Annotated in this window: 25 protein-coding genes; 13 read left to right on the top strand and 12 right to left on the bottom strand. The window is 67.7% G+C overall.

Annotation, left to right across the window (positions count from 1 at the left end; all coding sequences use genetic code 11):
* Positions 1-76: 76 nt before the first annotated feature.
* The 6 genes from AC3B6C_RS10705 to AC3B6C_RS10680 form a co-directional block, all read right to left on the bottom strand.
* Positions 77-1,261, bottom strand: a complete 1,185-nt coding sequence (locus tag AC3B6C_RS10705; RefSeq protein ID WP_488375970.1) for an aromatic ring-hydroxylating oxygenase subunit alpha — start codon at positions 1,259-1,261, stop codon at positions 77-79.
* Between the two features lie 210 nt (positions 1,262-1,471).
* Positions 1,472-2,701, bottom strand: a complete 1,230-nt coding sequence (locus tag AC3B6C_RS10700) for a cytochrome P450 (RefSeq protein ID WP_488375969.1) — start codon at positions 2,699-2,701, stop codon at positions 1,472-1,474.
* Positions 2,701-2,934, bottom strand: coding sequence for a ferredoxin (locus AC3B6C_RS10695; RefSeq protein WP_014925232.1), 234 nt, complete (start codon positions 2,932-2,934; stop codon positions 2,701-2,703). The genes AC3B6C_RS10700 and AC3B6C_RS10695 overlap by 1 nt, the downstream gene beginning before the upstream one ends.
* A 2-nt stretch (positions 2,935-2,936) precedes the next feature.
* Positions 2,937-3,806: an SDR family NAD(P)-dependent oxidoreductase gene (locus AC3B6C_RS10690; protein WP_488375967.1), complete on the bottom strand. Its 870-nt coding sequence runs from the start codon at positions 3,804-3,806 to the stop codon at positions 2,937-2,939.
* 378 nt (positions 3,807-4,184) lie between these two features.
* The gene (locus AC3B6C_RS10685) at positions 4,185-5,681 is read right to left on the bottom strand and encodes an aldehyde dehydrogenase (RefSeq protein ID WP_488375966.1); all 1,497 of its coding nucleotides are present in this window, start codon (positions 5,679-5,681) and stop codon (positions 4,185-4,187) included.
* Between the two features lie 212 nt (positions 5,682-5,893).
* Positions 5,894-6,322 carry a hypothetical protein gene (locus tag AC3B6C_RS10680; protein ID WP_010844035.1) on the bottom strand — a complete coding sequence of 143 codons (429 nt, stop codon included), beginning with the start codon at positions 6,320-6,322 and terminating at the stop codon, positions 5,894-5,896.
* A 73-nt stretch (positions 6,323-6,395) separates the two neighbouring features.
* On the opposite strand from AC3B6C_RS10680, the gene AC3B6C_RS10675 reads away from it, so the two are divergent.
* The 7 genes from AC3B6C_RS10675 (at position 6,396) to AC3B6C_RS10645 (ending at position 13,675) form a co-directional block, all read left to right on the top strand.
* On the top strand, positions 6,396-9,371 hold the full coding sequence (locus AC3B6C_RS10675) for a Na+/H+ antiporter subunit A (protein ID WP_488375965.1): 2,976 nt from the start codon (positions 6,396-6,398) through the stop codon (positions 9,369-9,371).
* Positions 9,368-10,183, top strand: a complete 816-nt coding sequence (locus AC3B6C_RS10670) for a Na(+)/H(+) antiporter subunit C (RefSeq protein ID WP_488375964.1) — start codon at positions 9,368-9,370, stop codon at positions 10,181-10,183. Before AC3B6C_RS10675 ends, AC3B6C_RS10670 begins: the two co-directional genes overlap by 4 nt.
* A complete protein-coding gene (locus AC3B6C_RS10665; protein WP_488375963.1) occupies positions 10,180-11,796 on the top strand; it encodes a Na+/H+ antiporter subunit D in 1,617 nt (538 codons plus the stop codon). The genes AC3B6C_RS10670 and AC3B6C_RS10665 overlap by 4 nt, the downstream gene beginning before the upstream one ends.
* Positions 11,793-12,635 carry a Na+/H+ antiporter subunit E gene (locus AC3B6C_RS10660; RefSeq protein WP_488375962.1) on the top strand — a complete coding sequence of 281 codons (843 nt, stop codon included), beginning with the start codon at positions 11,793-11,795 and terminating at the stop codon, positions 12,633-12,635. The genes AC3B6C_RS10665 and AC3B6C_RS10660 overlap by 4 nt, the downstream gene beginning before the upstream one ends.
* On the top strand, positions 12,632-12,895 hold the full coding sequence (locus AC3B6C_RS10655) for a monovalent cation/H+ antiporter complex subunit F (RefSeq protein WP_010844030.1): 264 nt from the start codon (positions 12,632-12,634) through the stop codon (positions 12,893-12,895). Before AC3B6C_RS10660 ends, AC3B6C_RS10655 begins: the two co-directional genes overlap by 4 nt.
* A complete protein-coding gene (gene mnhG / locus AC3B6C_RS10650; protein ID WP_014925224.1) occupies positions 12,892-13,224 on the top strand; it encodes a monovalent cation/H(+) antiporter subunit G in 333 nt (110 codons plus the stop codon). Before AC3B6C_RS10655 ends, mnhG begins: the two co-directional genes overlap by 4 nt.
* A 61-nt stretch (positions 13,225-13,285) precedes the next feature.
* Positions 13,286-13,675, top strand: a complete 390-nt coding sequence (locus tag AC3B6C_RS10645; RefSeq protein WP_010844028.1) for a DUF1304 domain-containing protein — start codon at positions 13,286-13,288, stop codon at positions 13,673-13,675.
* A gap of 33 nt (positions 13,676-13,708) precedes the next feature.
* Here AC3B6C_RS10645 and AC3B6C_RS10640 read toward each other — a convergent pair whose 3' ends face one another.
* The 4 genes from AC3B6C_RS10640 to napA all read right to left on the bottom strand — a co-directional run bounded on the left by AC3B6C_RS10640 (position 13,709) and on the right by napA (position 16,555).
* Positions 13,709-14,836 (bottom strand): glutamate--cysteine ligase, encoded by a 1,128-nt coding sequence (locus AC3B6C_RS10640; protein WP_055476505.1) that lies wholly within the window; start codon positions 14,834-14,836, stop codon positions 13,709-13,711.
* 32 nt (positions 14,837-14,868) lie between these two features.
* A complete protein-coding gene (locus tag AC3B6C_RS10635) occupies positions 14,869-15,549 on the bottom strand; it encodes a superoxide dismutase family protein (protein WP_488375961.1) in 681 nt (226 codons plus the stop codon).
* A 107-nt stretch (positions 15,550-15,656) separates the two neighbouring features.
* A complete protein-coding gene (locus AC3B6C_RS10630; protein ID WP_010844025.1) occupies positions 15,657-16,142 on the bottom strand; it encodes a LytR C-terminal domain-containing protein in 486 nt (161 codons plus the stop codon).
* A 47-nt stretch (positions 16,143-16,189) separates the two neighbouring features.
* A complete protein-coding gene (gene napA / locus AC3B6C_RS10625; RefSeq protein ID WP_010844024.1) occupies positions 16,190-16,555 on the bottom strand; it encodes a nucleoid-associated protein NapA in 366 nt (121 codons plus the stop codon).
* A gap of 260 nt (positions 16,556-16,815) precedes the next feature.
* On the opposite strand from napA, the gene AC3B6C_RS10620 reads away from it, so the two are divergent.
* The 6 genes from AC3B6C_RS10620 to AC3B6C_RS10595 all read left to right on the top strand — a co-directional run bounded on the left by AC3B6C_RS10620 (position 16,816) and on the right by AC3B6C_RS10595 (position 21,046).
* Entirely contained in the window at positions 16,816-17,667 is an 852-nt protein-coding gene (locus AC3B6C_RS10620) for an esterase/lipase family protein (RefSeq protein WP_488375959.1), read from the top strand.
* Positions 17,668-17,687: 20 nt separating this feature from the next.
* Entirely contained in the window at positions 17,688-18,290 is a 603-nt protein-coding gene (locus AC3B6C_RS10615; RefSeq protein ID WP_010844022.1) for a peptide deformylase, read from the top strand.
* A gap of 14 nt (positions 18,291-18,304) precedes the next feature.
* Positions 18,305-19,300 carry an N-acetylglutamate synthase, CG3035 family gene (locus AC3B6C_RS10610; protein ID WP_488375958.1) on the top strand — a complete coding sequence of 332 codons (996 nt, stop codon included), beginning with the start codon at positions 18,305-18,307 and terminating at the stop codon, positions 19,298-19,300.
* Entirely contained in the window at positions 19,297-20,085 is a 789-nt protein-coding gene (locus AC3B6C_RS10605; RefSeq protein WP_488375957.1) for an exodeoxyribonuclease III, read from the top strand. Before AC3B6C_RS10610 ends, AC3B6C_RS10605 begins: the two co-directional genes overlap by 4 nt.
* 82 nt (positions 20,086-20,167) lie before the next feature.
* Entirely contained in the window at positions 20,168-20,599 is a 432-nt protein-coding gene (locus tag AC3B6C_RS10600; protein ID WP_044505774.1) for a MarR family winged helix-turn-helix transcriptional regulator, read from the top strand.
* A 24-nt stretch (positions 20,600-20,623) separates the two neighbouring features.
* Positions 20,624-21,046, top strand: coding sequence for an organic hydroperoxide resistance protein (locus AC3B6C_RS10595; protein WP_010844018.1), 423 nt, complete (start codon positions 20,624-20,626; stop codon positions 21,044-21,046).
* Positions 21,047-21,119: 73 nt separating this feature from the next.
* Here the strand turns inward: AC3B6C_RS10595 and AC3B6C_RS10590 are convergent, their stop codons facing one another.
* Together AC3B6C_RS10590 and mbtM are read right to left on the bottom strand one after the other, a co-directional pair.
* A complete protein-coding gene (locus tag AC3B6C_RS10590; RefSeq protein WP_488375955.1) occupies positions 21,120-21,866 on the bottom strand; it encodes a siderophore-interacting protein in 747 nt (248 codons plus the stop codon).
* A gap of 106 nt (positions 21,867-21,972) precedes the next feature.
* Positions 21,973-23,622, bottom strand: a complete 1,650-nt coding sequence (gene mbtM, locus AC3B6C_RS10585; protein ID WP_010844016.1) for a long-chain-fatty acid--ACP ligase MbtM — start codon at positions 23,620-23,622, stop codon at positions 21,973-21,975.
* Positions 23,623-23,683 lie beyond the last annotated feature (61 nt).

Here is a 23,683-nt window from a genome sequence, read left to right as displayed (position 1 = left end):
GCGAGGCGTCTGACGTGGACAGGATAAATCCGACGTTCGGCGGTCGGGACGCTTTTCGGCGACCCGACCGCGATCGTCAGGCGTTGCGTTCGGCGCGGCCTTGCGCGACGAGTTTCTTGGTCTCCCGGCGGAAGACCTGGTTGGCGATCTCGTTGCGACCGAGCAGCATGTCGCCGGCATCCGCGCTGCCCATGCCTCGCTGCGAGTCGCGCAGCAGGGGGAAATCCTCCTGATGCAGCACCGCGATCAGGATCTCCCAGTTCTTGTTCCAGATCCGGTCCCACTTCTCCGGCGTCATCCCGCTGTCCTCGACCTTCGGCACCAGGAGCCGCTGCTCCATCCGCGACTTCGTCGGGTCGGTGGGATGCGGCCGGAAGGTCAAGAGCTGGAAGTGGTCCGGCTGGCGCAGCAGGGTGCTGTTGGGCAACAGGAAGTGGGTCTCGGTGACGTACTTGTCGAGCGGGATGTCACCGGGATCCTCTTCGAGGAACCGGTCGATCGATTTACGCGGCGCGATGAACCGGCAGTGCCGGCCGAAGTCCTCGAACGCCATCACGTTGGTGTGGATGATCTTGCCGGCGGTGTTCGGGTGGGCGTACTGGATGTGGTAGCCATCCAGGAACGCGTCCTGCATGATCTTCCAGTTGGTGGGTTCGTCGAATCCACCGGCCCGGAAACACACGAGCTTGTCCATCTCGTACTCGGCGAGCATCGGATCGATGTCGGGTCCGAGCCACGCCGCGACGTCGATCTCGGCGTGGGCGTTGTCCACCACCCAGATGAAGCCGTGGCGCTCTTCGGTGGGGATCTCGATGAGCCCGTGCTCTTTTCGGTCCACCTCGCCGAACGTCGAGTCGCGTGTGATCGTCCGCAGCGAACCGTCCGGATCGTAGGACCACCGGTGGTAACCGCACGAGAAGATCCGGCAGCGGCCCTTCTCGCTCTGCTCCAGCATCGCTCCGCGGTGCCGGCACAGATTCACGAAAGATTTGACACTTCCGTCCTTCTGACGCACCACGATGATGTTGTTGCGCGGCATCTGCACGGTGACGAAGTCATTCGGACGCGAGATCTCGCTTCCATGCGCGACGATCGACGGCACGCGACCGAAGATGTGGTCGCGCTCGTCCTTGGCGAGCACCGGATCGGTGAACTCGTCGGGCTCGAACTGCACGAGCTCGTCGAACTTGTCCGTCGTCTCGTTGCGCAAGAGTTCGAGCGCACGTCGGATTCGATCCTGACGGGGAAGCGAAGTGGTCATGATTCCCTCCGTGATGGAGCGGTTGTTGCGAGTGGGAGCGTGCTCGCCCGGGCCGGGCCGACACTCCTTAAACCTACAGTAATAAGTTTTAACGAGCAATCGGCCGTCGGGCGGTGCCGCATCGTGCGCCGACGTGAAACCGGTGCGGCGGGCGAGGACGGCAACCCGCCGCACCGGTGGTCGACGACCGCTCGTCGAGGAGACCGGCGGTCAGGATTCCGGCGTGAAACGGATCGGCATCCGCACACAACCCCGGACCTGGCTTGCGTGGAAGACCGGCGGGTCGGACGCGACCAGCTGGTAATCCGGGATGCGACGGTGGATCTCCTCGAGGGCGATGGTCAGCTCGATACGGGCCAGATGCGAGCCCAGGCAACGGTGCGCACCGCCGCCGAAAGCGAGGTGACGGTTCGGTTTCCGGGTCAGATCGAGGTCGTCCGGTTCGTCGAACTCCTCACCGTCCCGATTGGCCGAGCACAGCATGAGGATGAGTTGCTCACCCTCGGCGATCGTCACCCCGCCCAGTTCGACGTCCCGCGTGGCACGCCGCCCGGGAACGACGGCGGCCTCGATGCGCAGGATCTCCTCCACGGCCGTCGGGATCATGTCCGGGTCGTCGACGATGCTCTGTCGCTGCTCGGGGTTGTTCACCAGGTGGACGATGGCCCACGCCAGCGAGCCCTGGACGGTGTGCAGTCCCGCGATGAGCAGCAGGAAGAACATCCGGTTCAGCTCTTCGTCGGTGAGGAGGCGCAGTCCGTCCTCCATCTCCACCTCGGTGTGGATGAGCTGCGAGGTGACGTCGTCACCCGGGTTCGCGCGGCGCTCGTCGACCATCTTCTGGAAGTAGCCGAGCATCTGCATGCCGGCGATGCCGCGCGCCTCGAGCGACTCCTCCTCGGTGCCACCCGGCTTGCCGAAGAGGACGACGTCGGTGGCCTCGGTGAACAGCGGTGCGTCCTCGATCGGCCAGTCCATCAGGGCCAGGAAGATTCGCGCCGGCAGTTCATGGGCGAACTCCGAGATGTACTCGGCCTCACCCTTGGGCGCGAAACCGTCGAGCAGATCGTTGACGACGACCCGGATGCTGTCCGACAACGTCTTCATGCGTGCGGGACCGAACAGCGGCTGCAGTGCTTTGCGGTAGCCGGTGTGCTCCGGCGGGTCCAGCTCGATCGGGATGAACTTGCCGAACGCCTCGTTGGTCACGAGGTTGTTGGGGTAGCTGGAGAAGGTCTCTGCGTCGCGCAGAACCTCGTGGATCTCGCTGTAGCGGGTCACGATCCAGTGGCCGCCGTGGGCGGTGGAATAGACCACCGGGCCCTTGGCCGCGAGGTCTGCTGCGAGTTCCTGGAATCGATCGATCGGGGCTGCGATGGACTGGTCGTACACGTCGAAGTCGACGGTGACGTCCTCGCGGGACCGTTCCGTAGTTGTCATCACTGGTCCTTGGGAGTGGGGGCTTCGGTGGTCTGCAGCGCCAGTGCGCGTTCTGGACACATGGCGACGGCTTCTTGGGCCAGAGCCGCTTCGCCCGGCGCGAGAGGGCGTTCGGGCACCACGGGGTCGCCCTGATCATCGGCATCGATCAGATCAGGGGCGACCCCGTAGCAGAGGCCGTGCCCGGCGCACGCCACGCGATCCACGGTGAGAGTGCTGGGCTGAGGGGACATGGTCAGGCGTTCGGGTTCTTCTGGTCGAGGTCCTCGGGGAACCACATACCCACGCGGGAAAGCGTTCCGCCATCCGCCGAGCTGATGACCTGACCGGACATGTAGGCCGCATCGTCCGAGGCGAGGAACAGGGCGATCTTGGCGTTGTCGACCAGTGACGGCGGACGGTTGAGCTTCAGCGGAATCGGGGACACGTACGGATCCCACGGTCCCGCAACCTCTTCGTAGGACTGCCCGACGACCGGCGAACCCGCGGGCATCAGGAAGTTGGGCGACATACCGTGCACCGGCGCGATGCCGTTCACCCGGATACCGTAGGGGCCCAGGTCGAGGCTCAGGCCGCGGACGAGGCCGTTGACCCCGGCCTTGGTCGCCGAGTAGAGCGCGATCTGGTGGTATGCGAGGAACGATGCGGCCGACGAGGTGGCGATGATGGTGCCACCGCCGTTGCGCTTGAGCGCGGGCACCGCCGCCTGGGCCGTGAAGATCACGCCGCTGAGATTCACACCGAGGACGTTGTTCCAGTCTTCTTCGGTGAGGTCCTCGAAGTTCACCTGCTCGCCGCCGGCGACGCTGGGGACGCCGCCGCGAGACACCACTCCGGCGTTGGCCCAGGCGATGTCGAGCTTGCCGAAGTGCGCGACGGTCTGATCGACCGCGGCCGTGATGTCGGACTTGCTGGCGACGTCCGCGGTGATGGCGATGGCTTCGCCACCCTGCTGCTCGACGAGCTTCGCGCTCTGCTCGGCACGATCTCCGTCGATGTCGACGATGGCGATCTTGGCACCCTCGGCGGCGAACAGCTGCGACGACTGCCTGCCGAGGCCGGAACCCGCGCCGGTGATGAGCGCAACTTTGCCTTCGAGTTTCATGAGTTCGATTCCTTGCTTCGATGGAGAGAGCGGATGCCGCCCGAGATGCCTTCTCGGACAACTCGACACCGCGCGGATCACGGAGTGGTGGGTGATGCTGGAGGCTGTCGATACTGTGACGCCCGCCACCCCCGTATCACCACGGTAAGCCGAAAGACATGAGACGTCAAGCGATATTTGTCAGCAGCTTGGGAAGTCGAGAAGCACGTTGCCGCACTGTGTTACGTCCACCGAGCCGAGCGGACGACGACCGCACGACACGGGATCCGGGCATGGCGAAACGGCGTGACAGAAGGCCACGCCGTCGCATACTCGGACCTGCCGGCGTGGCGGTCCCGATGGGATCACCACGCCCGCAGGCCTATTCGGTTATGGAGGTCAGGCGGACGGCTGCGGTGCCGGGAGATGAACGGTCTTCAGCTCGAAGAACTCCTCGAGCCCTTCGGGGCCACCCTCGCGACCCACACCCGACTGCTTGTACCCGCCGAACGGCAGCGTGAAGTCGATGACCGAGGTGTTCACGTTCACGGTTCCGGTCCGGATACGTTGCGCCACTTCGAATCCGTGCTCCACGTCCGAGGTGAACACCGCACCCGACAGCCCGTACTCGGAGTCGTTGGCGATGGCCACGGCGTCGTCCTCGTCCTCGTAGGTGATGATCGAGATGACCGGACCGAAGACCTCTTCCTGCGCGATGGTCATGTCGTTGCGCACGTTGTCGACGATCGTCGGCTGGACGAAGAACCCCTGATCGCCGACGCGCTCACCGCCGTAGACGATCTCGGCGCCGTCCTGCTTGGCCGCCTCGATGTAACCCTCCACCCGGTCCCGCTGCCGCGCGGAGGTCAGCGGTCCCAGGAAATTCGTTTCCTCCCAAGGGTTTCCGATGGGAATCAGGCCCAGGGCAGCTTTGTACGCCTCCACGATCTCATCGTGGCGCGACCGCGAGACCAGCACGCGCGTCAGGGCGATGCAGGCCTGTCCGGATTGCAGGCAACCCGCCATCGGCAGGTTCTGCATCACCGTGTTCAGGTCGGCGTCGTCGAGGATGATGGCCGCCGACTTGCCGCCGAGCTCCAGCGAGACCTTCGCGACCCGATCGCCGGCGAGGTTCATGATCCGGCGGCCGGTCGCGGTGCTCCCGGTGAACGTGATGTGGTCGACCCGTGGATCGGTCACGAGCGCCTCGGACACCTCGCGATCGGCGACGACCACGCTGAGAACGCCTTCGGGGATCACACCCTCGTCGACGAGTTCACCGACCACGTCGGCGAAGACCGACGGCGACAGGGGCGCCTCGGGCGAGGTCTTGAGTACCACCGAGCACCCGGCGGCGAGGGCCGGGATCACCTTGAAGGCGATCGTCCCGATCGGGCCGTTCCACGGGATGATGGCCGCGACCACGCCGCTCGGCTCCTTGAGGATGCGGGAGATCCCGCCGTCGGCCCGCGTCCGATCCTCGCGGAGCGTCACCTTGCGGGCCTCCTCGGCCACCGCGCGGAACAGTCCGACGGTCATCTGCTGCGTCATCGCGCTCACCGGGACGGGCACGCCGACCTCGACGATGCCCAGCGTCGTCAGCTCGGCGGTCCGGGCTTCGAGCCGGTCGGCGATCGTGTCGATGACCGCGGCACGCTCGGCAATGGGCTTGCGCGCCCACTCACCCTTGTCGAACGAGGTGCGGGCCGCCTCGACCGCACGCCCCATGTCCTCGGCCGTCGCGGCCCGGACCCGGGCGGCGGTGCGTTCGAAGTACGAGTCGACGACCTCGATCCACTCGTCGCCGGTCGATTCGACCCAGCGGCCGCCGACGAACACCTTCTCGCGATCGGACACGGTGGCGAGCGGATCGGTCACTTGTTCTGTGATTGTCATGAAAGGCAGTTCTCCCTCGAGGAATACGCGGCGACCAGCGCGGACCACACCGTTGCGCCGCCTGTGAAGCGGGTCACAACGCAGCTTAATAACCGAAAGGTGTTAGGTCAACAGCTGACATCTTGTGTCCGATGTATCGCAGCTTCCCGTGGGGGCACAGCCGGGGTGGATCGGGCGGTCGTGACCGATCGACGACGAGGGAGCGGCGCGGACTACTCCACGTTGACGAGATAGAAGACCGACGACCCGCCGCCCGCGGCCTGCGGGGACGCGCCGATCTGGACCCAGTAGGTCGCGCCCTCCTTGGTCGCGGACATGACGACGACGGACTGGCCGCCCTCGGTCGACCGATGCGACTCGGCGAAGCCGGCCTCGGTCAGCGTCTCGGTCGCGGCCTCGAGTTGATTGCCGGCATTGACCGGACCCTGCACCGTGACCTCCCAGCCGTCGGAGCGACTGCCACCGGCGGAGAGCACGTGACCGTCGATGAGAGGCACCTGCGTGACCGGGAAATCCGACGGCAGCTGGACGCCGTCCGGACCGGCCTGTTCCTCGTCCGCACAACCCGCGACGAGGCCGAATACCAGCAGGGCAGCGGCGGTGATGACGGCGGTACGCCGGAGCCAGTCGAACCGGAACATACGGGCAACGGTAAAGTAGCGACCGCGGGTGTTCGCCCGTGACACCCCGCCGGGAGGAAGACGGAGTGCCCTTTTGATCACCGTGTTGGCTGCGTTGGCAGTGTGCGCACTCGTCGCGCCCGCAGTCATCCACTGGATGGGCACCCGCGGTTTCTACGTCCTCGCGCTCGCACCGCTCGGCGCGCTGATCTGGGTCGTCCTCAACTGGCCCCCGGCCGACGCGGCCGCCGCCCGAGTCGAGACGGTCAGCTGGGTCCCGTCGCTGCAGATGGACATCGTCACCCGCTTCGACACCCTGACCGCGATCCTGTCGGTGCTGATCCTCGGGGTCGGCGCGCTGGTGCTCTGCTACTGCGCGCACTACTTCGACGACGCCCGCCCTCGGGTCGCGGTGTTCGGCGGCGAGATGGTCGGCTTCGCCGCGGCCATGTTCGGCCTCGTCATCTCCGACAACATGCTCGTGCTCTACGTGTTCTGGGAGCTCACCACCGTGCTCTCGTTCATGCTCGTCGGCTTCTACGGGGTGCGCGCGACGGCTCGACGGTCCGCCACGCAGGCACTGCTGGTCACCACCTTCGGCGGTCTGGCGATGCTCGTGGGCATCATCATGCTCGGCGAGCGTTCGGGCACCTACCTGCTCTCGGAGATCATCTCGGCCCCGCCGACGGGTGTCTACGTCGACATCGCGGTCGTCCTGCTGCTCATCGGCGCCCTCACCAAGTCGGCCATCGTCCCGTTCCACTTCTGGCTGCCCGGCGCGATGGCCGCACCCACCCCGGTCAGCGCCTACCTGCACGCGGCCGCGATGGTCAAAGCCGGTATCTACCTCATCGCGCGGCTGGCACCGGCATTCTCGGTGACGATCAGCTGGCAGGTCGCCGTGGTGGGACTGGGCATGGTGACGATGGTGCTCGGCGGCTGGCGCTCACTGCGCGAACTCGACCTCAAACTCATCCTCGCGTTCGGCACCGTGTCCCAGCTCGGGTTCATGGCGGTGCTGGTCGGCATCGGCGACGCGAACGTCGCCATGGCCGGCATCGCGATGCTCGTCGCCCACGCACTGTTCAAGGCGTCGCTGTTCATGGTCGTCGGCATCATCGACCACTCGACCGGTACCCGCGACGTCCGCAAACTCGCCCGGCTCGGTCATCGACTCCCGGGACTGGCCATCACCGCCGCCGTCGCCGGCGCCAGCATGGCCGGCATCCCGGTCACGCTCGGCTTCGTCGGCAAGGAGACCGCCTTCGCGTCGGTGTGGGAGACCGGGGCGTTCGCCTCGTGGCAGGCCCACGCCGTCGACATCGTCCTGCTGGTCGGCTCGATCATCACCTGCGCGTACACGCTCCGGTTCCTGTGGGGCGCCTTCGGTCGCAAGCTGCGCAACAATCCCAGTCCGGCGGTCGCCAAGATGCATCCGCCGACGTGGCCGTTCTACTTCTCACCGGTGGCACTCGCCGTGGCCGGCGTGGCGGCGGGCGTGTTCAGTCCGCAGCTCGGCGACCTCTTCGAGCCGTACGCCGAGACCCTCGACGGCTACGGGCACGAACTCGAGCATCTCGCGCTGTGGCACGGATTCGGACTGCCCGTCGTCTTCTCGATCATCGTCATCGTCGGCGGAGCACTGCTGTTCTTCGGGGTCCGGCGTGTTCGTGACCGGGTCTTCGGGTTCCGCCCGCTGGTGAACGCCGACCGCATCTACGACGCGACGCTGCGCGGCGCGGACACGGTGTCGCTGCTGCTGACCCGCAACACCCAGCGCGGTTCGCTCCCGGTCACGCAGGGCGTCATCCTGTGCACCGCGATCCTGCTGCCGACGATCGTGCTGTTCCTCGGTGCGCGCGACCGGCTGAACATCGACTACACGGCCACCCCGGTACAGGTGGTGATCGGCGGCTGCATCGTCGCCGCGTCGCTGGCGGCCGTCCTGCTGCGCAACCGCCTGGCGGCGACCCTCGTCGTCGGCATCACCGGCTACGGCTGCGCGATGCTGTTCGCGCTGTACGGTGCCCCCGACCTTGCTCTCACCCAGTTCCTGGTGGAGACGCTGACCCTGGTCATCTTCGTGCTGGTCCTGCGCAAGCTGCCCGCCGAACCCGAGAAGCGTCACGCCACCGGGTTCAAGCCGCTGCGCGCCTTCATCGGACTCGCCTTCGGTGCGATGCTCGTCCTCATCGGCCTCTTCGCGGCGTCCGCGCGTTCGACCGAACCCCTCCACGTCGACCTGCCCGAAGCCGCCTACGAATACGGCCACGGCGCCAACGCGGTCAACGTCCTGCTCGTCGACATCCGCGCCTGGGACACCCTCGGCGAGGTGTCGGTGCTCATCGCGGCCGCGACCGGCGTGGCGTCGATGGTCTTCCGCAACCGCCGCTTCGGAGCGGCGCCGCGAGTGGCCGACGCCGCGCGCCTGCAGTCCGGTGACAACGGGGACGACGACGATCAGATCCCACCGGACCGCACCACGTGGCTGCTCGGTTCCGGGTTGCGCGACCCGCGCCACCGGTCGATGGTGCTGGAGGCGACCACCCGCCTGCTGTTCCCGACGATGGTCGTGCTGTCGATCTACTTCTTCTACGCCGGTCACAACGCGCCGGGCGGCGGCTTCGCGGGCGGCCTGACCATGGGCCTCGCGCTCGTGCTGCGGTACCTGGCGGGCGGACGCTACGAGCTCGGCGAGGCCCTGCCGATCGAGCCCGGTCGCATCCTCGGCGCCGGACTGGCCGTCTCGGCGACGACGGCGATCGTCTCGATGTTCCTCGGTGCGCCCGCGCTCTCGTCGGCGGTCTTCGAGGTCACCGTCCCGGTCCTCGGCGACATCAAGTTCGTGACCGCCCTGTTCTTCGATCTCGGCATCTACCTGATCGTGGTCGGTCTCGTCCTCGACGTGCTGCGCAGCCTCGGCGCACGTCTCGACGTCGAGACCACCATCGCGCGCACCGCGGCGCGTATCGAGAACAACCGCAACGGCAACTCCGGCACCGACAGCTCCGGAAACGGCGACACGACCCGCGACGACGCGGATGCGACCACCGGGCAGGTGAGTCGATGACCACCAATCTCCCGCTGATGCTCGTCGTCGGCGCGATGGCGGCGTGCGGCGTGTACCTGCTGATGGAACGCAGTCTGGTCCGGATGCTGTTCGGGCTCCTGCTGGTCGGCAACGCACTCAACCTGATGATCATCGTCGTGTCCGGCGGCATGGGGAACCCACCGATCATGGGCCGGACGTCGGAGAACCGGCCGGGCGACGCGGACCCACTCGCCCAGGGCATGGTCCTGACCGCGATCGTCATCATGATGGGCGTCGCCGCTTTCGTGCTCGCCCTGGTCTACCGGTTGTTCGTGATCAACCGCGACGACGACGACGTCGAGGACGACGAGGAGGACGTCAAGATCCTCAGCGGGTCACTGGGCACGGCACCCGACCGCGATCGCAGCGACGATCCCCTGACCCACTCGGACACACCCACCGGCGACTACTTCGACGACGAGGGCAATCCCCTCACGCCGGAGCAGGCCGCCGCCCGCCATGCCGCGCTCTACGAGACCGACATCATGCCGACCGACTCCGACGTCATCGACGAGATCGGCGGCGCCGAGGAGGAACCGGACCCCGAGACCACTCAGCAGAGCGCCTCCCGTGAGGCGGGGCCGGATGTGTACGGCCCAGGAGAACTCGGTCCGGACGAGGTGGGCGCCAAGGCCGCCGTCTCGGCTCCCGACGGGTCCGGCGAGGACGACGAGGATCCCGACGTCATCGACCAGCACGAGATGCCCGACCGCGACGTGGTCGGGCCGGACAAGAAGAACCGACCGGACCACGAGAAGAAGCAGGCCGACGAGGACGGGGGTGACCGATGATCCCGCAAGAGTCGTGGATTCCCGTCCTGATCACCCTGCCGACACTCGTACCGCTCGGCGCCGCCGCCGTCTCGCTGCTGCTGGGTCGCAGTCCGAAGTTCCAGCGGTTCGTGTCGATCGTCGCCATCACGGTCGCCTTCGTCGCGTCGTGCATCATGCTCTACCTCACCGATCGCCACGGCACCTTCGCGGTCGCGATCGGCGGCTGGGGCGACAAGGGTTACCCGAACGGACCGCTCGGCATCACGCTGGTCGTCGATCAGCTCGCGGCGCTCATGCTGGTCGTGTCCACGATCGTGCTGCTGTGCGTCGTCGTCTACGCGATCGGCCAGGGCATCCGGGACGGCACCGCCCAGCAGCCGACGTCGATCTTCCTGCCGACCTACCTGATCCTGACCGCGGGCGTGTGCAACGCGTTCCTCGCCGGCGACCTGTTCAACCTCTACGTCTCGTTCGAGATCCTCCTGACCGCGAGTTACGTGCTGCTCACGTTGGGCGCCAGCGCCGAGCGCGTCCGTGCCGGCGCCTCGTACGTGATGGTCTCGATGGTGTCGTCGCTGATCTTCCTCGCGGGCATCGCGTTCGCCTACGCGACGACCGGCACCCTGAACCTCGCCGAGATGGCCGTGCGCCTCGACGACGTGCCCGACGGAACCCGCAACGCACTGTTCGCGGTGCTGCTCGTCGCGTTCGGCATCAAGGCGGCGGTGTTCCCGCTGTCGACCTGGCTGCCCGACTCCTATCCCACGGCCCCCGCCCCGGTCACCGCCGTGTTCGCCGGCCTGCTCACCAAGGTCGGCGTCTATGCGATCGTCCGCGCGCACACGCTGCTGTTCCCCGGCGGGTCGATGGACACGGTGCTGATGGTCGCCGGACTGCTGACGATGCTCGTGGGCATCTTCGGTGCGATCGCCCAAGCCGACATCAAACGTCTGCTGTCGTTCACCCTCGTCAGCCACATCGGCTACATGATCTTCGGCATCGCGCTCTCCTCCGACCTCGGGATGTCGGCGGCGATCTACTACGTCGCCCACCACATCCTCGTGCAGACGACGCTCTTCCTGGTCGTCGGACTGATCGAACGACAAGCCGGCTCGGCCTCGCTGCGCCGTCTCGGCGGCCTGATCGCCAGTCCCCTGCTGGCCATCCTGTTCCTGGTGCCCGCACTCAACCTCGGCGGCATTCCCCCGTTCTCCGGTTTCATCGGCAAGGTCGCCCTCCTCGAGGCGGGCACCCAGGACGGCTCCGTGCTGGCCTTCACCCTCGTCGCCGGATCGGTGATCACCAGCCTGCTCACCCTCTACGTCATGGCCCGCATCTGGACCAAGGGTTTCTGGCGGCCACGCGCCGACGCCCCCGAGGGCGAGCTCGCCGACAAGGGTCCCTCCGCACTCATCGACGAGAGCACCGACGACGCCGCCTTCTCCGATCGTGAGGACGTCGGCCGCATGCCCGTGATGATGGTGCTGCCCACGATGGCGATGGTCGCCGCGGGACTCGTGCTGACCCTGTGGGCCGGACCGATCTTCGACTTCACCGACCATGCGGCCACCGACGTCGTCGACCGCGCGGTCTACGTCGACGCGGTCCTCGGCGAAGGTGGTACCCGATGAGCGCCGAGGATCGCGGACAGGGAACGGGCGCGACGAGACGCCGCGCACCGGTGGTGTCGACCAAGGGCCCGGTCCTGTCCGTCGTGATCAACCTGTGGCGCGTGTCGCTGCTGTTCTTCTTCTGGCACCTCATCGGCGCCCTGGTGTGGTTGCGGTCGCACACCCGCCTGCCGAAGTGGCTGGGGAGCGACGGCCGTGAGGTCGCGGTCCGGCTGTGGACCATCGCGTGGCTGACGTTCGTCTGGGTCTTGTTGTGGGGCACGATCTCCTGGGCCAACGTGATCGGCGGCGTGGTGCTGGCGACCCTGGTGCTGACGGCGCTGCCGTTGCCGCGGGTCCCGGTCGAAGGTCGCATCCATCCGCTGTCGGTCCTGCAGCTGGTGTTCCGTCTGGTCGTCGACTTCTTCGTGTCGAGTGTGCAGATCGGCTGGATGGCGATCCGTCCCGGTCGGCCACCGCTCGGCGCCGTCGTCCGCGTACGCGTCGCGATCAAGTCCGACATGGTGCTGACGCTGGCGGTCGATTACCTCAACCTGGTGCCGGGCACGATGGTCCTGGAGATCGATCACCGTCGCCGGATGCTCTACGTGCACGTCTTCGACGTGCGGTCGGAGAAGAAGGTCCGCGGCTTCTACGATCAGGTCGCCTACGTCGAGCGCATGTTCATCAAGGCCTTCGAGCGCGACAGCGAATGGCATCCGAGCCCGTTCCACGGCATCGACGAGGACTTCCACCACGTCCGCGCCGTCGACCGCTCGGTGGACACCGCGCCGGCATCCGAGGAGGCCGAGCCGGACGCGCAGCCGGCCGAGACCGATCGGGAACGGGGGGACTCATGAGCTACGTGTGGCCGATCGCGGCCGCGATGCTGCTCGTCGCCACGGTGCTGACGATGGTCCGCATCCTGCGCGGCCCGACCACGCTGGATCGCCTCGTCGCGCTCGATGTGCTGATCGCGCTGTGCATGTGCGGTCTGGGGACGTGGGCGGCCTTCAGCCGTGATTCGACGGTGGTGCCCGCGATCGTGGCCCTGGCGCTGCTGAGCTTCGTCGGGTCGGTCGCGATCGCGCGCTTCCGGGTGCGGGACGACCAGACATGATCGTCGACATCATCAGCGCGACGCTGCTCCTCATCGGCTGTCTGATGGCGGTCACCGCCGCGATCGGACTCGTCCGGTTCCCGGACACCCTGAGCCGCATGCACGCAGCCACCAAACCGCAGACCTTCGGCCTGCTCCTGATACTGCTGGGTGCCGTGCTGCGGCTCGGTGACAACGTGGACAGCGGGATGCTCGTGCTCGCCGGGCTTTTCGCGCTGATCACCGCGCCCGTCGTGGCGCACCGGATCGGCCGGCTGGCGTATCAGGAGCAGCGGGCCCGCGACGGTCTCATCGATCAGCGGGACATGGAGTCACCGGACCGCGACTGAGCGCCCGACCCCCGCCGCACCCTCCGGATCGGGTGGCGGCGTTTTCTCGTAGGGTACGGGCATGGTCATCGCAGGTCTCGTGCTCGCCGCGGTCGCGGCACTCGTCCACGTCTTCATCTTCTATCTGGAGTCGATCGCCTGGACGAGCAAGCGCGCACGCGCGACGTTCGGCACCGGAACAGTGGAACAGGCGGGCGCGCAGCGAGAGCTCGCGTTCAACCAGGGTTTCTACAACCTGTTCCTCGCGATCACCGTGTTCGTCGGGATTGCCTTCGTCATCGGCGGATCGACCGCGATCGGCGCGACGCTCGTGATCACCGGCACCGCCTCGATGGCGGCCGCCGCACTCGTGCTGGCCGTGTCGAGCCCCGACAAGATCGCGGCCGCGCTCAAGCAGGGAGTGGTCCCCGCGCTCGGACTCGTCGTACTCGCCGCCGGCCTTGCCCTCTAGGCCCGAACCGGCCGGAAAGCTGCCGAACGATGGTCAGGGCGCGTCGAGTTCGGCCACCACCGACGCGACCACCTCGCGCATCGACTGCGTCCGGTGGTGCACCGCACGCTGCCGCTGATAGCTGGCACCCTGCGAGACGATGCGGTCGACGCCCGCGAGTTCGTCGACGCAATCGAGCTCGCGCGCAATGGGTTCGAGGCGCTCCAGCAGAGCGCTGAGATCGTCGGTCACGAGTTTCTCGGTGCAGTCCGAGTCGAGGATGACGATGGCATCGAGTCCGTATCGCGCCGCCCGCCACTTGTTCTCCTGGACGAGCCAGGGGGCCATCGTCGGCAGCGTCTCCCCCGCCGAGAACCGCCTATCCAGGTCGACGACGAGGCAGTGGATGAGCGCGACGATCGCCGACAGCTCGCCGAGGTTGGTCATGCCGTCGCAGACCCGGACCTCGATGGTGCCCAGATGCGGGGAAGGTCGGATGTCCCAACGGATCTCGTTGAGATGGTCGATGATCCCGGTCGTCTTCTGATCGGCGACGAAAGCCTCGAACTGCGCCCATGTCTGGAACTGGAACGGCAATCCGGCGGTCGGGAGTTGCTGGAACATCATGGCGCGGTTGCTCGCGTAGCCGGTGTCCTGGCCGGCCCACATCGGCGACGACGACGAGAGCGCGAGCAGGTGCGGATAGTAGTTCAGAAGCGCGTCGAGGATCGGTAACACCTTGTCGCGGTGGCTGATCCCGACATGGACGTGCACGCCCCAGATCAGCATCTGCCGCCCCCACCACTGGGTGCGCTCGATCAGCTCGGCGTACCGGTGTCCCTCGGTGAGCAGCTGCGTCGAATACTCCGCGAACGGATGAGTACCCGCGCCGTACAGATCGACGCCGAGTTCCTCGGTCAGCACACGCACCACACCGAGCGTGTCGGTGAGGTCGGCGATCGCCTCGCCCGCGGTCCGGCAGATGCCGGTCACCAGCTCGACGGTGTTGCGCAGCAACTCCTTGTGGATCTTGCCGGCGAAGTCGGGATGGCGCTCACCGACGGCGGCGAAGAGCGCCGCCGCCGAGTTCGACAGGTCGCCGGTCACCTTGTCGGTCAGGGCGAACTCCCATTCGACCCCGAGGGTGGGGGTCGGTGACCCGTCGAACTCGATCGGTGTCATGTGCGCGGTGGCGTCGGACGGAGCCAGGACGCCTAGCTCTGCTCTTCGATGACACCGCACGCGATACGGGCGCCGGCGTCGCCTGTCTTCAGGGTGTCGGGGTTCGCGCCGCCCGGGTACTTGTCGGCCGGGATGTTGCCGAAGTTGTCCGGCTTCTCGTGGATCATGATCGTCTTGCCGATCAGCTGCTGGATGGTCACGGCGTCGGTCGTGGTGACCGTCCGGCCGGTGTGGTCCTCGAGGATGTTGATCGAGACCAGGTCACCGCTCGAGGGGTGATCGGTGTTGCCGTCCACCTGCAGGTGCCCACCCGCCGAGGTGAACGCCTGCGAACCGCCGGCGCCCGCGTCGCAGGTGCCGTTCTCGTGGATGTGCATCCCGTGGAACCCGGCGGGCAGGTCACCGGCGGTGACGCGCACGGTGACGGTGACCGGCTCGGCGGTCTCGGTGGCCGCGGTGATGGTGGCCTGGCCGACGACCTTGCCGGAGGTGTCCTTGATCTCGGCGACGGCGATCTGGCCGCTCGGCTCGCCGTCGACGTCGTCTTCGGCGCCGGGCGGCAGGGGTTCGTCGGAGACGACGGGCGGCGTGGTGCCGGGGACATCCGTGGGTTCCTGGTCGGGACTACACCCGGCCAGTGCCACGCCGATCAGTCCCGCGGAGACCAACGCGGCGAGGGCGCGGGGCGCGGCGAGTTTGGAACGTCCGGACATGTCACTCCTTGGTTGGCGGGCCATCGTTATCGGGATCGGGCTGCGGTTTTACGGATCAGGGTGTGTCGTCATCGTTGTCGCGGGCGACGGTCTCGGGTCACGACCGGTCACGCGCCGCTGACCGCGGTCACGACGATCACCGGGATACCGCCCCGGCAGCGCGTGAACGTGGTCGGACGCTCCTCGACGGCGACCTCCCCGCCCAGCGCTGCGGCGACCTCGTCGGCCTGGGACTTGTCCGTGTCGTCCTCATGGAAGATCGTGTTCTCGCTGAACCCGCCCGCGGTGTAGTTGCCGGGTTCGGCCATCTGATAGCCCTTGGCCTGGAGCAGTTCGGTCACGTCGGAGGCCAGGCCCGCGACCTGGCCGGCGTTGATCACGCACAACCGCTTGCCGGTCGATGCCGCACTCGTGGACGGCGACGTCGAGGTGGGCGTCGGCGTCACGGTCGTCGCGGCCTCGGTCGTCGGCGAGTCGTTTCCCGCGGTCGCCGCGGAATGCCAGCCGAGGCCGATGAAGACGACGGCGACTGCGAAGAGCATCATCGCCCCCGCGCGCAGCGGCAGGCGATTGGGCTCACGGTCTGCATTCATCACCGACGACCTTAACGCACCGTGCGAGGGCGACCGGGTTCAGCGTGTCAGGTGATCTCGAAGCCGAGACGACGAGCCGCACGGGCCTTCTGACGGGTCGCGCGCAGCCGCCGGAGGCGTTTGACGAGCATCGGATCGGCCGCGAGCGCCTCGGGGCGGTCCACCAGCGCGTTGAGCACCTGGTAGTAGCGCGTCGCCGACAACCCGAACAGCTCTTTGATCGCTTCTTCCTTGGCGCCGGCGTACTTCCACCACTGCCGCTCGAACGCGAGGATGTCGTGCTCGCGGCGGCTCAGGCCGTCCGCGCCGACCTCGTGTGGGTCGAGCGGCGCGCCCTCTGCCCCGGTCCCGGCGTTCTTGTCGGGGGTGGGTTGATCGCCCTGTTTCTGGCTACGCGCAGCTGCGCCGTCCATCTCACTCCCTCAGATACAGTCAACGACCTCACACCACCGCTGACGTGCACCGATTCGCTGCGCGACGCGGGTGCAGACGTCTCCTCACGGCGACGAATGACAGCGGTGTGGTTCGCAGACAATCTAACCACGGCAGGCCGGTCCGATCGCGCTGTGACTCGCCACGGTGCGCAGTCCGCCCGTTCCGCGTGACGGCGCCCACTGTTAGGCTCCCCTTACATCTCCGTCCCCGGGGATGCCATCGATCGGGGGGCACACAGATGACGACATCGGGATCCGGGGCCACACGGTCCCGTCGAGCACTGGTTGGAGCCATCGCCGCGCTGGCGTCGACGGCCGCGATCTCGTCGGCGGTGACGGCACTCCCGGCGCCCGCCCTCGCGGCGCCCGCCGACCGCGTCGTGGTCATCGTGCCCGGTCAGCAGCTCTATGCGGGTGACGCACAGAACGAGGAGACGTTCCGTCCGCTCGCCGACGCGATCCGCGCCGACGGGAACACCGTGGTGTACGCGCACGCCGGTGGACGCGACGTCGCGTCCGACGCCCGGCTCATCCAGCGGACCGTCGCCCCCTTCGCCGGCACGGCGTCGTCGATCGGCCTCGTCACCCACAGCGCGGGCGGGCTCGGCGCCCGGCACTACCTCAAGTTCCTCGGCGGGTCCGCCGTGGTCGACGAATACGTCGCCATCGGGACAGCACAGTACGGCTCGCCCGGCGGCTGCGCGCAGCCGCGCGACGCCGGCTACGACACCTGCATGTACGCCGACGCGATCACCGCCCTCAACCGCGGCCCCGACGCCCCCGGACCCACCCGCTACTCGGTCGTGCAGAGCGACGGCGAATGGACCGACGGACGCCTCGACGGAACCGCGCAGTGCCGTGCCTACTCACCGGTCCCCCTCGCGAACACCGGTTTCGACCACACGATCGAGATGCGTGACCCGACGATCATCGCCAACGTGACGACCTCGCTGCGGGGGTCGTGCGCCGGCACGGTGGTGACCGAGCCGGTCGACAGTTTCGACTGGCAGTCGACGCTGTTCCCGGGCATTCCCGGTCCCGCCGGTGACGCCATCCGCGACGCCGTACCCGGCGTCGTTCCTGCGCCCTGAGCAGCGCTAAGGTGAGCGCCATGGCGATTCTCCCGATCTGCATCGTGGGCGAGCCGGTCCTGCACCAGCCGACCACACCGGTCCCTCTCGACGCCGACGGCCGTCCGTCGGATGAGGTCATCGCGCTTCTCGACGACATGTACGAGACGATGGACGCCGCGCACGGCGTGGGGCTGGCCGCCAACCAGGTCGGGGTCGGGTCCCGGATGTTCGTCTACGACTGTCCCGACGGCGACCGCACCGCGCAACGACGCCGCGGCGAGGTCATCAACCCCGTGCTGGAGACCTCCGAGATCCCCGAGACCATGCCGGATCCCGACGACAACGACGAAGGCTGCCTGTCGGTGCCGGGGGAGCAGTTCCCCACCGGTCGCGCCGACTGGGCGCGCGTCACCGGCGTCGACCGGACCGGCGCGGAGGTGACCATCGAGGGCACCGGGTTCTTCGCGCGGATGCTCCAGCACGAGGTCGGTCACCTCGATGGCTTCCTCTACGTCGATGTCCTCATGGGGCGCAACGCCCGAGCCGCGAAGAAGGCGATCAAGCGGAACCAGTGGGGCGTGCCCGGGTTGACGTGGACGCCCGGCGAGGTCGCCGACCCATTCGGCCACGACGACGACTGATCTCGCTTCCGCGCGTGGAGGTCTCGAGGTCGGGTGCGGTCGTCGGCGACCGGGTGGTCGTTCGGTATCTGCTGGGCGATTCCACCCCCGCCGACTGGCGGGGTGATCCCGCGGCCGCCCAGTCGGATGTGACCGGCGTCCTGCTCGACGACACCGGCCCCCTGCGGATCCGACGCGACGACGAAGAGTTGTCCATCCCGTTCGACGCAATCACCTCGGTCCGCCTGTTGTCCGCGAAACCCGTGCGCAACAGTGAGATCCGCACCCTCGAACACGCTGCTGCCGCCGCCTGGCCCGGTGTCGACTCCGAGTGGATCGACGGGTGGCTCCTGCGCGCCGGCAACGGATTCACCAGGCGCGCGAACTCGGCGGTGCCCCTCGCGCGGCACGCGCGTCCGGACGCACCGACCCTACGACGCATCGGCGAGTGGTACGCCGATCGCGACCTCCCCGTTCTGCTCGCCCTTCCGGAACGACTCATCCCGCCGACCGCCGTCGCCGGGGAACCCGGGGTCGAGGTACAGATGCTGACCGCCGACCTATCGGAGCTGCACGCGCGCATCGGCGGAACTCCCTCGCACACAGTACGACTCGAGACCGTCCCGGACACCCGGTGGCTGGGCGCATATACCGGTGGGCGCGCGTCTGGTCGGCCCGAGGCCGCCGCCGGTGTGGTGACCGCCGGGGACGGCCCGCTGGCCTTCGCGTCCATCGGTGACGCGGCGGCGATCGGACGGGGCTCGGTGACCGAGTCGCCGGACGGACGCCGGTGGCTGGGATTGACCGCACTGTGGACCGACCCGGGCCGGCGCGGAGGCGGACTGGCCGCGTCCGTCGTCGTCGCCCTGACGGCCTGGGGCATCGGCCACGGCGCCGACTCGGTCTACCTGCAGGTCGAGTCCGGAAACCGGCTGGCCGGATCGTGGTACCGCCGCCTGGGTTTCGGGCTGCACCACACCTACCGCTACCTCGCCCCGGAAATGCCGGAGTCACCGGGGAGCATCCGATGAGGATCGCCACCTGGAACGTGAACTCGATCCGCGCCCGGTCGGAGTCCGTCGTGGCGTGGGCCGAGAGCGCCGACGTCGACGTCCTGGCCCTGCAGGAGACGAAATGCCACGACGACGCGTTCCCGCTGATGAGTTTCCTCGCCGCCGGGTACGACGTCGCCCACATCGGTCAGGGCGCCTACAACGGAGTGGCGATCGCCTCCCGCGTCGGGCTCGACGAGGTGGAGATCGCCTTCGACGGAGTCCCGACACACCCCGTCGACGGCCAGCCGATCCGCGAAGCACGGGCGATCTCGGCGCGCTGCAAGGGAATTCGCGTGTGGAGTCTGTACGTACCCAACGGCCGCACCCCCGCGGACCCGCACTACGACTACAAGCTGGAGTGGCTCGACTCCCTCCGTGCCCACATCGCGCTGCGGTTGGCGCATGATCCGGCCGCGGAGATGATGCTCGCGGGCGACTGGAACGTCGCACAGACCGACGACGACGTCTGGGACCGGGCGTACTTCGACGGCCGGACCCATGTCACGCCACCCGAACGTGCTGCGGTGCAAGGATTCCTGGATGACGGCCTCGTCGACTCCGCGCTGCCGTACGCACCCGGTTACACGTTCTGGGACTACACCCAACTACGTTTCCCGCGCAACGAGGGCATGCGCATCGACTACGCCTTCTGCTCCCCGGCCCTGGACACCCGGATCGTGGGCGCGCGGGTGGACCGCGACGCCCGAAAGCCCAAGGGCGCCAGCGACCACGCGCCGGTGGTCTTCGACATCCTCGACTGAGCACCCGGACTCCCACATACCCGCACCGCTGAACATCGAGATTTAGGTTGTGCACAATTCAATTGCGTGATACTTTTCAGATGTGAACGAGTTGTCCCTGGATCAGCAGCTGTGCTTCGCCCTGTACAAGGCGTCTCGCGCAGCGACCGCGGTCTATCGGCCACTCCTCACCGAACTGGGGATCACCTATCCGCAATATCTGGTGATGCTGGCACTGTGGGACCACGACGGCCGATACGTGAGCGAGTTGAGCGACCTGCTCGAACTGGACAGCGGCACACTGTCTCCTCTCCTCAAACGGCTCGAGGCGCAGGATCTGATCGAGCGTCGCCGTTCGCGGGGAGACGAACGTCGGGTCGCCATCCACCTCACACCGGCCGGCAAGGCGCTGCGCGCACGCGCGCTTCCGATTCCCCGGCGTCTCACCTCGTGCACGGATCTGTCCCCGGAGGCGATCGACGACTTGCGTTCGAGTCTCGACGCCCTCACCGCGCAACTCAATCAGTGGACCTGAACCACGTCACACAAGGAGAACACCATGAAAGCGATCTACACCGCCGAAGCAATCGCCACCGGCGACGGCCGTAACGGACACGGCCGCACCAGCGACGGCCAGGTCGACGTCGCCCTCGCCACCCCGCCGGCCCTCGGCGGGTCCGGCCAGGGGACGAACCCCGAGCAGCTCTTCGCGATCGGGTATGCCGCCTGTTTCCACTCGGCCCTGCGCCTGGTGTCCAAGCAGGCCGGCGCCAACGTCGAAGACTCGTCGGTGGGCGCGCAGGTGAGCATCGGGGCCCTCGACGGAGGAGCTTTCGGACTCGCCGTGAACCTCGAGGTGACACTGCCCCATCTCGACCACGACCAGGCCCAGGAACTCGCGGACAAGGCGCACGAGGTGTGCCCCTACTCCAACGCCACGCGCGGCAACATCGACGTCACCATCACGGTCACCGACGACTGAGCCCGCCCGGGCGCGCGGCCTCGAGGCAGTCCGTCGACGACGGAGTGTCAGCGCGCCCGGCCGGTCAGGCCGGTCAGGCGAACGACTTGCCGACGATCCAGTAGGCCTGGGATTTCACCGATTTCTTGGTCAGCCCGTACTCGGCCCGGAACAGTCCCGCGACTGCGCGAGTGCTCGTGGAATCGAGTGCGACCCAGCCGAAATGGTCGGAGGCGTCGAAGGCGGCGGACCGAACCGCGTCGACGAGGTCCGAACCGTCGCGTCCGCGCGGGATCCAGTGGACCGTGTCCTGCTCACGGACCCGCAGCGGCAGCGACCTGTCGCTCTCGTGCTGGTACTCGAACCAGATCGTCGCGCCCGCCCCGGACTCGCCGAGCGTGTCGAGCAACGAGTTGATCGCGGGGAGTGAGGCGGTGTCGCCGGCGATGAGCCAGCCCGCCGGCGCCGGATCGGGGATGGCGAACTTGGAACCCATCAGGGTGGCGCCGATGGTCTCGCCCACCTGCGCTTCCTGGGCCCACCGTGCGGCGGTGCCGTCGTGGATGGCGAACTCGATGTCGAAGGTGTCCGTGGCCGGGTCGGGATCGACGAGCGTATAGCCACGCTGATGCAGCTTGCCGCCGTCGGCGAACCAGAGCCGTACCCACATGGTCGGGTGGATCGTGGCGTCGGCGAGGAGCCCACCCCCATGAAAGCGCAGACGCAGGTAGTGATCGGTCACCGATTCCCTCGCGGTGAGGGTGAAGGTGTAGTCGTCACCGCCCAGGATCTTCATGACCGCGCCCTGCCAGCCGCGCCCCTTGGTCGATACCTCGCTCATGTGGAGAACCTCTCTACAGTGTCTCTCCGGCCCGGTGATCAGGCCGGAGAGACACTGTCATTCTCGTGACCGTCGGCATGACACGACGCATCACGGAAAATCGGACCTACTCGAACGTGCCGTCTTCGACCATCTGGCGGGTCTCGAGGCGGCGGATCTTGCCGGACGTGGTGCGGGGCACCGAGTCCGGCGCGACGAAGATCACCTCGGCGGGCATGATCCCGCACGCCGACGCGACTTCGGAGTTGACCTCGGCGCGCGCCTTGTCGGGGTCGGAACCCTTGTACTCGGCGAGGATCACCAGGCCCGGGCGGGCCGACCCCTCGCCCCGCGCCATCGCCACGACACCGCCGCGACGGACCCCGGCCACCTCGGCGGCGGCCCGCTCGATCTCGATCGGGAACAGATTGCGGCCGGCGACGATGATGACTTCTTTGGCCCGGCCGCAGATCACCAACCGGTCGTCGACGAGGTAGCCGAGGTCTCCGGTCGAGAACCATTCACCCGCACCGAGATCGGCGTCCCCGAGATACCCGCGCATCATCGATGCGCCGCGGATCTCCACGTGCCCGACGTTGCGCCCGTCGATCATCGGGACGTCGACGTTCGGCTCCACGATGCGAACCTGCATGCCGCCCAGCGGTTTACCCAGGATCGCGTAGCGACGACGAATCGGCTCGCCCCCGCCGGGCGGGGTCACGGTGACCTCGTCGTAGTGCGCACCCTCGCCGACAGCGGGCATCGTGACCGCGCACGCGGACTCGGCCATGCCGTAGGCGGGCGCGGCAGCGGACGGATCGAAGCCGAACGGGGCGGTCGCCTCGAGGAACTTGTCGAAGGCGTCGGCGTCGATCGGCTCGCCGCCGCTGATCGCGACGCGCAGGTGCGAGAGATCGACGTCGCGCAGCAGTTTGCCGTACCGGCCGAGGATGTCGTAGGCGAAGTTCGGCGCCGCGGTGACCGTCGTCTTGGTCTCGGTGAGCCACTGCATCCACTTGAAAGGAGCAGCGGCGAAGGCCGTGTTCGGCACGATGTAGGCCGAGATCCCGGTGGTCATCCCCGCGAGCAGGAACATCAGGCCCATGTCGTGGTAGAGCGGAAGCCAGCTGAAACCGGTGTCGCGCGTGCGGTGAAGGCCGAGCCGGCTGACGAGTTCGATCGCGTTGGAGTAGACCGCCGAGGCGGGCAGCACCGCGGTCTTCGGGTCACCGGTCGAGCCGGCGGTGCCCTGCAGGACGGCGATCGTGTTGCCGTTGACGTTGCGCGCGACGAAGCCCGTGGTGTCGGCCCCGAGGCCGTATTCGCCCACTCGCGCGATGTGCAGCCTGCCTTCGACCTTCGACAGGAGGTCGAGCTGCGCGCCGCTGCCGAGGACGGTGCCGACGCCGATCGACACGAAACGCTGGTAGGTGTTCTGCGCCCAGCGCTCCTCGTCGGCCCCTCGGATCGGCCCCGGCAAGATGCTGACCGGCACGCCGGCGAGCCATGCACCCTGGATGGCGGCGATCAGATCCACCGTGGGGTCTCCGATCAGACCGAGGGCCTGCGGCTCGTGCAGTTCGCTGTCGGCGAGCAGTTGCACGGAGATCTGCTCGGCGCGGGCATGGACCTCACGCCACGGGGTCGTCACCCATTCACCGGTGTCGGAGTCGAGGACGGACAGACTCGTGTCTCCCGCCAGCATCGCCTCACGAACGGTGGCGGCCAACGCATTGGTCGAGCCCGATTCTTCCAGGATCACGCTGTTCTGCGACATTCTCGTTTCCCGTTCTCGCCAACACGTGGCGTCGGTCCTTGTGATCGTCTTCCGGTCGGGT

Source organism: Gordonia sp. 11cp, from assembly GCF_057767225.1.
This window is presented reverse-complemented; position numbering and strand designations above follow the sequence as displayed.

Excerpts from the sequence above, each read along its gene's own strand:
- AC3B6C_RS10705 (WP_488375970.1), bottom strand. The coding sequence starts at position 1,261 with ATGACCACTTCGCTTCCCCGTCAGGATCGAATCCGACGTGCGCTCGAA.
- AC3B6C_RS10700 (WP_488375969.1), bottom strand. The coding sequence starts at position 2,701 with ATGACAACTACGGAACGGTCCCGCGAGGACGTCACCGTCGACTTCGAC.
- AC3B6C_RS10695 (WP_014925232.1), bottom strand. The coding sequence starts at position 2,934 with ATGTCCCCTCAGCCCAGCACTCTCACCGTGGATCGCGTGGCGTGCGCC.
- AC3B6C_RS10690 (WP_488375967.1), bottom strand. The coding sequence starts at position 3,806 with ATGAAACTCGAAGGCAAAGTTGCGCTCATCACCGGCGCGGGTTCCGGC.
- AC3B6C_RS10685 (WP_488375966.1), bottom strand. The coding sequence starts at position 5,681 with ATGACAATCACAGAACAAGTGACCGATCCGCTCGCCACCGTGTCCGAT.
- AC3B6C_RS10680 (WP_010844035.1), bottom strand. The coding sequence starts at position 6,322 with ATGTTCCGGTTCGACTGGCTCCGGCGTACCGCCGTCATCACCGCCGCT.
- AC3B6C_RS10670 (WP_488375964.1), top strand. The coding sequence starts at position 9,368 with ATGACCACCAATCTCCCGCTGATGCTCGTCGTCGGCGCGATGGCGGCG.
- AC3B6C_RS10665 (WP_488375963.1), top strand. The coding sequence starts at position 10,180 with ATGATCCCGCAAGAGTCGTGGATTCCCGTCCTGATCACCCTGCCGACA.
- AC3B6C_RS10660 (WP_488375962.1), top strand. The coding sequence starts at position 11,793 with ATGAGCGCCGAGGATCGCGGACAGGGAACGGGCGCGACGAGACGCCGC.
- AC3B6C_RS10655 (WP_010844030.1), top strand. The coding sequence starts at position 12,632 with ATGAGCTACGTGTGGCCGATCGCGGCCGCGATGCTGCTCGTCGCCACG.
- mnhG (WP_014925224.1), top strand. The coding sequence starts at position 12,892 with ATGATCGTCGACATCATCAGCGCGACGCTGCTCCTCATCGGCTGTCTG.
- AC3B6C_RS10645 (WP_010844028.1), top strand. The coding sequence starts at position 13,286 with ATGGTCATCGCAGGTCTCGTGCTCGCCGCGGTCGCGGCACTCGTCCAC.
- AC3B6C_RS10640 (WP_055476505.1), bottom strand. The coding sequence starts at position 14,836 with ATGACACCGATCGAGTTCGACGGGTCACCGACCCCCACCCTCGGGGTC.
- AC3B6C_RS10635 (WP_488375961.1), bottom strand. The coding sequence starts at position 15,549 with ATGTCCGGACGTTCCAAACTCGCCGCGCCCCGCGCCCTCGCCGCGTTG.
- AC3B6C_RS10630 (WP_010844025.1), bottom strand. The coding sequence starts at position 16,142 with ATGAATGCAGACCGTGAGCCCAATCGCCTGCCGCTGCGCGCGGGGGCG.
- napA (WP_010844024.1), bottom strand. The coding sequence starts at position 16,555 with ATGGACGGCGCAGCTGCGCGTAGCCAGAAACAGGGCGATCAACCCACC.
- AC3B6C_RS10620 (WP_488375959.1), top strand. The coding sequence starts at position 16,816 with ATGACGACATCGGGATCCGGGGCCACACGGTCCCGTCGAGCACTGGTT.
- AC3B6C_RS10615 (WP_010844022.1), top strand. The coding sequence starts at position 17,688 with ATGGCGATTCTCCCGATCTGCATCGTGGGCGAGCCGGTCCTGCACCAG.
- AC3B6C_RS10605 (WP_488375957.1), top strand. The coding sequence starts at position 19,297 with ATGAGGATCGCCACCTGGAACGTGAACTCGATCCGCGCCCGGTCGGAG.
- AC3B6C_RS10595 (WP_010844018.1), top strand. The coding sequence starts at position 20,624 with ATGAAAGCGATCTACACCGCCGAAGCAATCGCCACCGGCGACGGCCGT.
- AC3B6C_RS10590 (WP_488375955.1), bottom strand. The coding sequence starts at position 21,866 with ATGAGCGAGGTATCGACCAAGGGGCGCGGCTGGCAGGGCGCGGTCATG.
- mbtM (WP_010844016.1), bottom strand. The coding sequence starts at position 23,622 with ATGTCGCAGAACAGCGTGATCCTGGAAGAATCGGGCTCGACCAATGCG.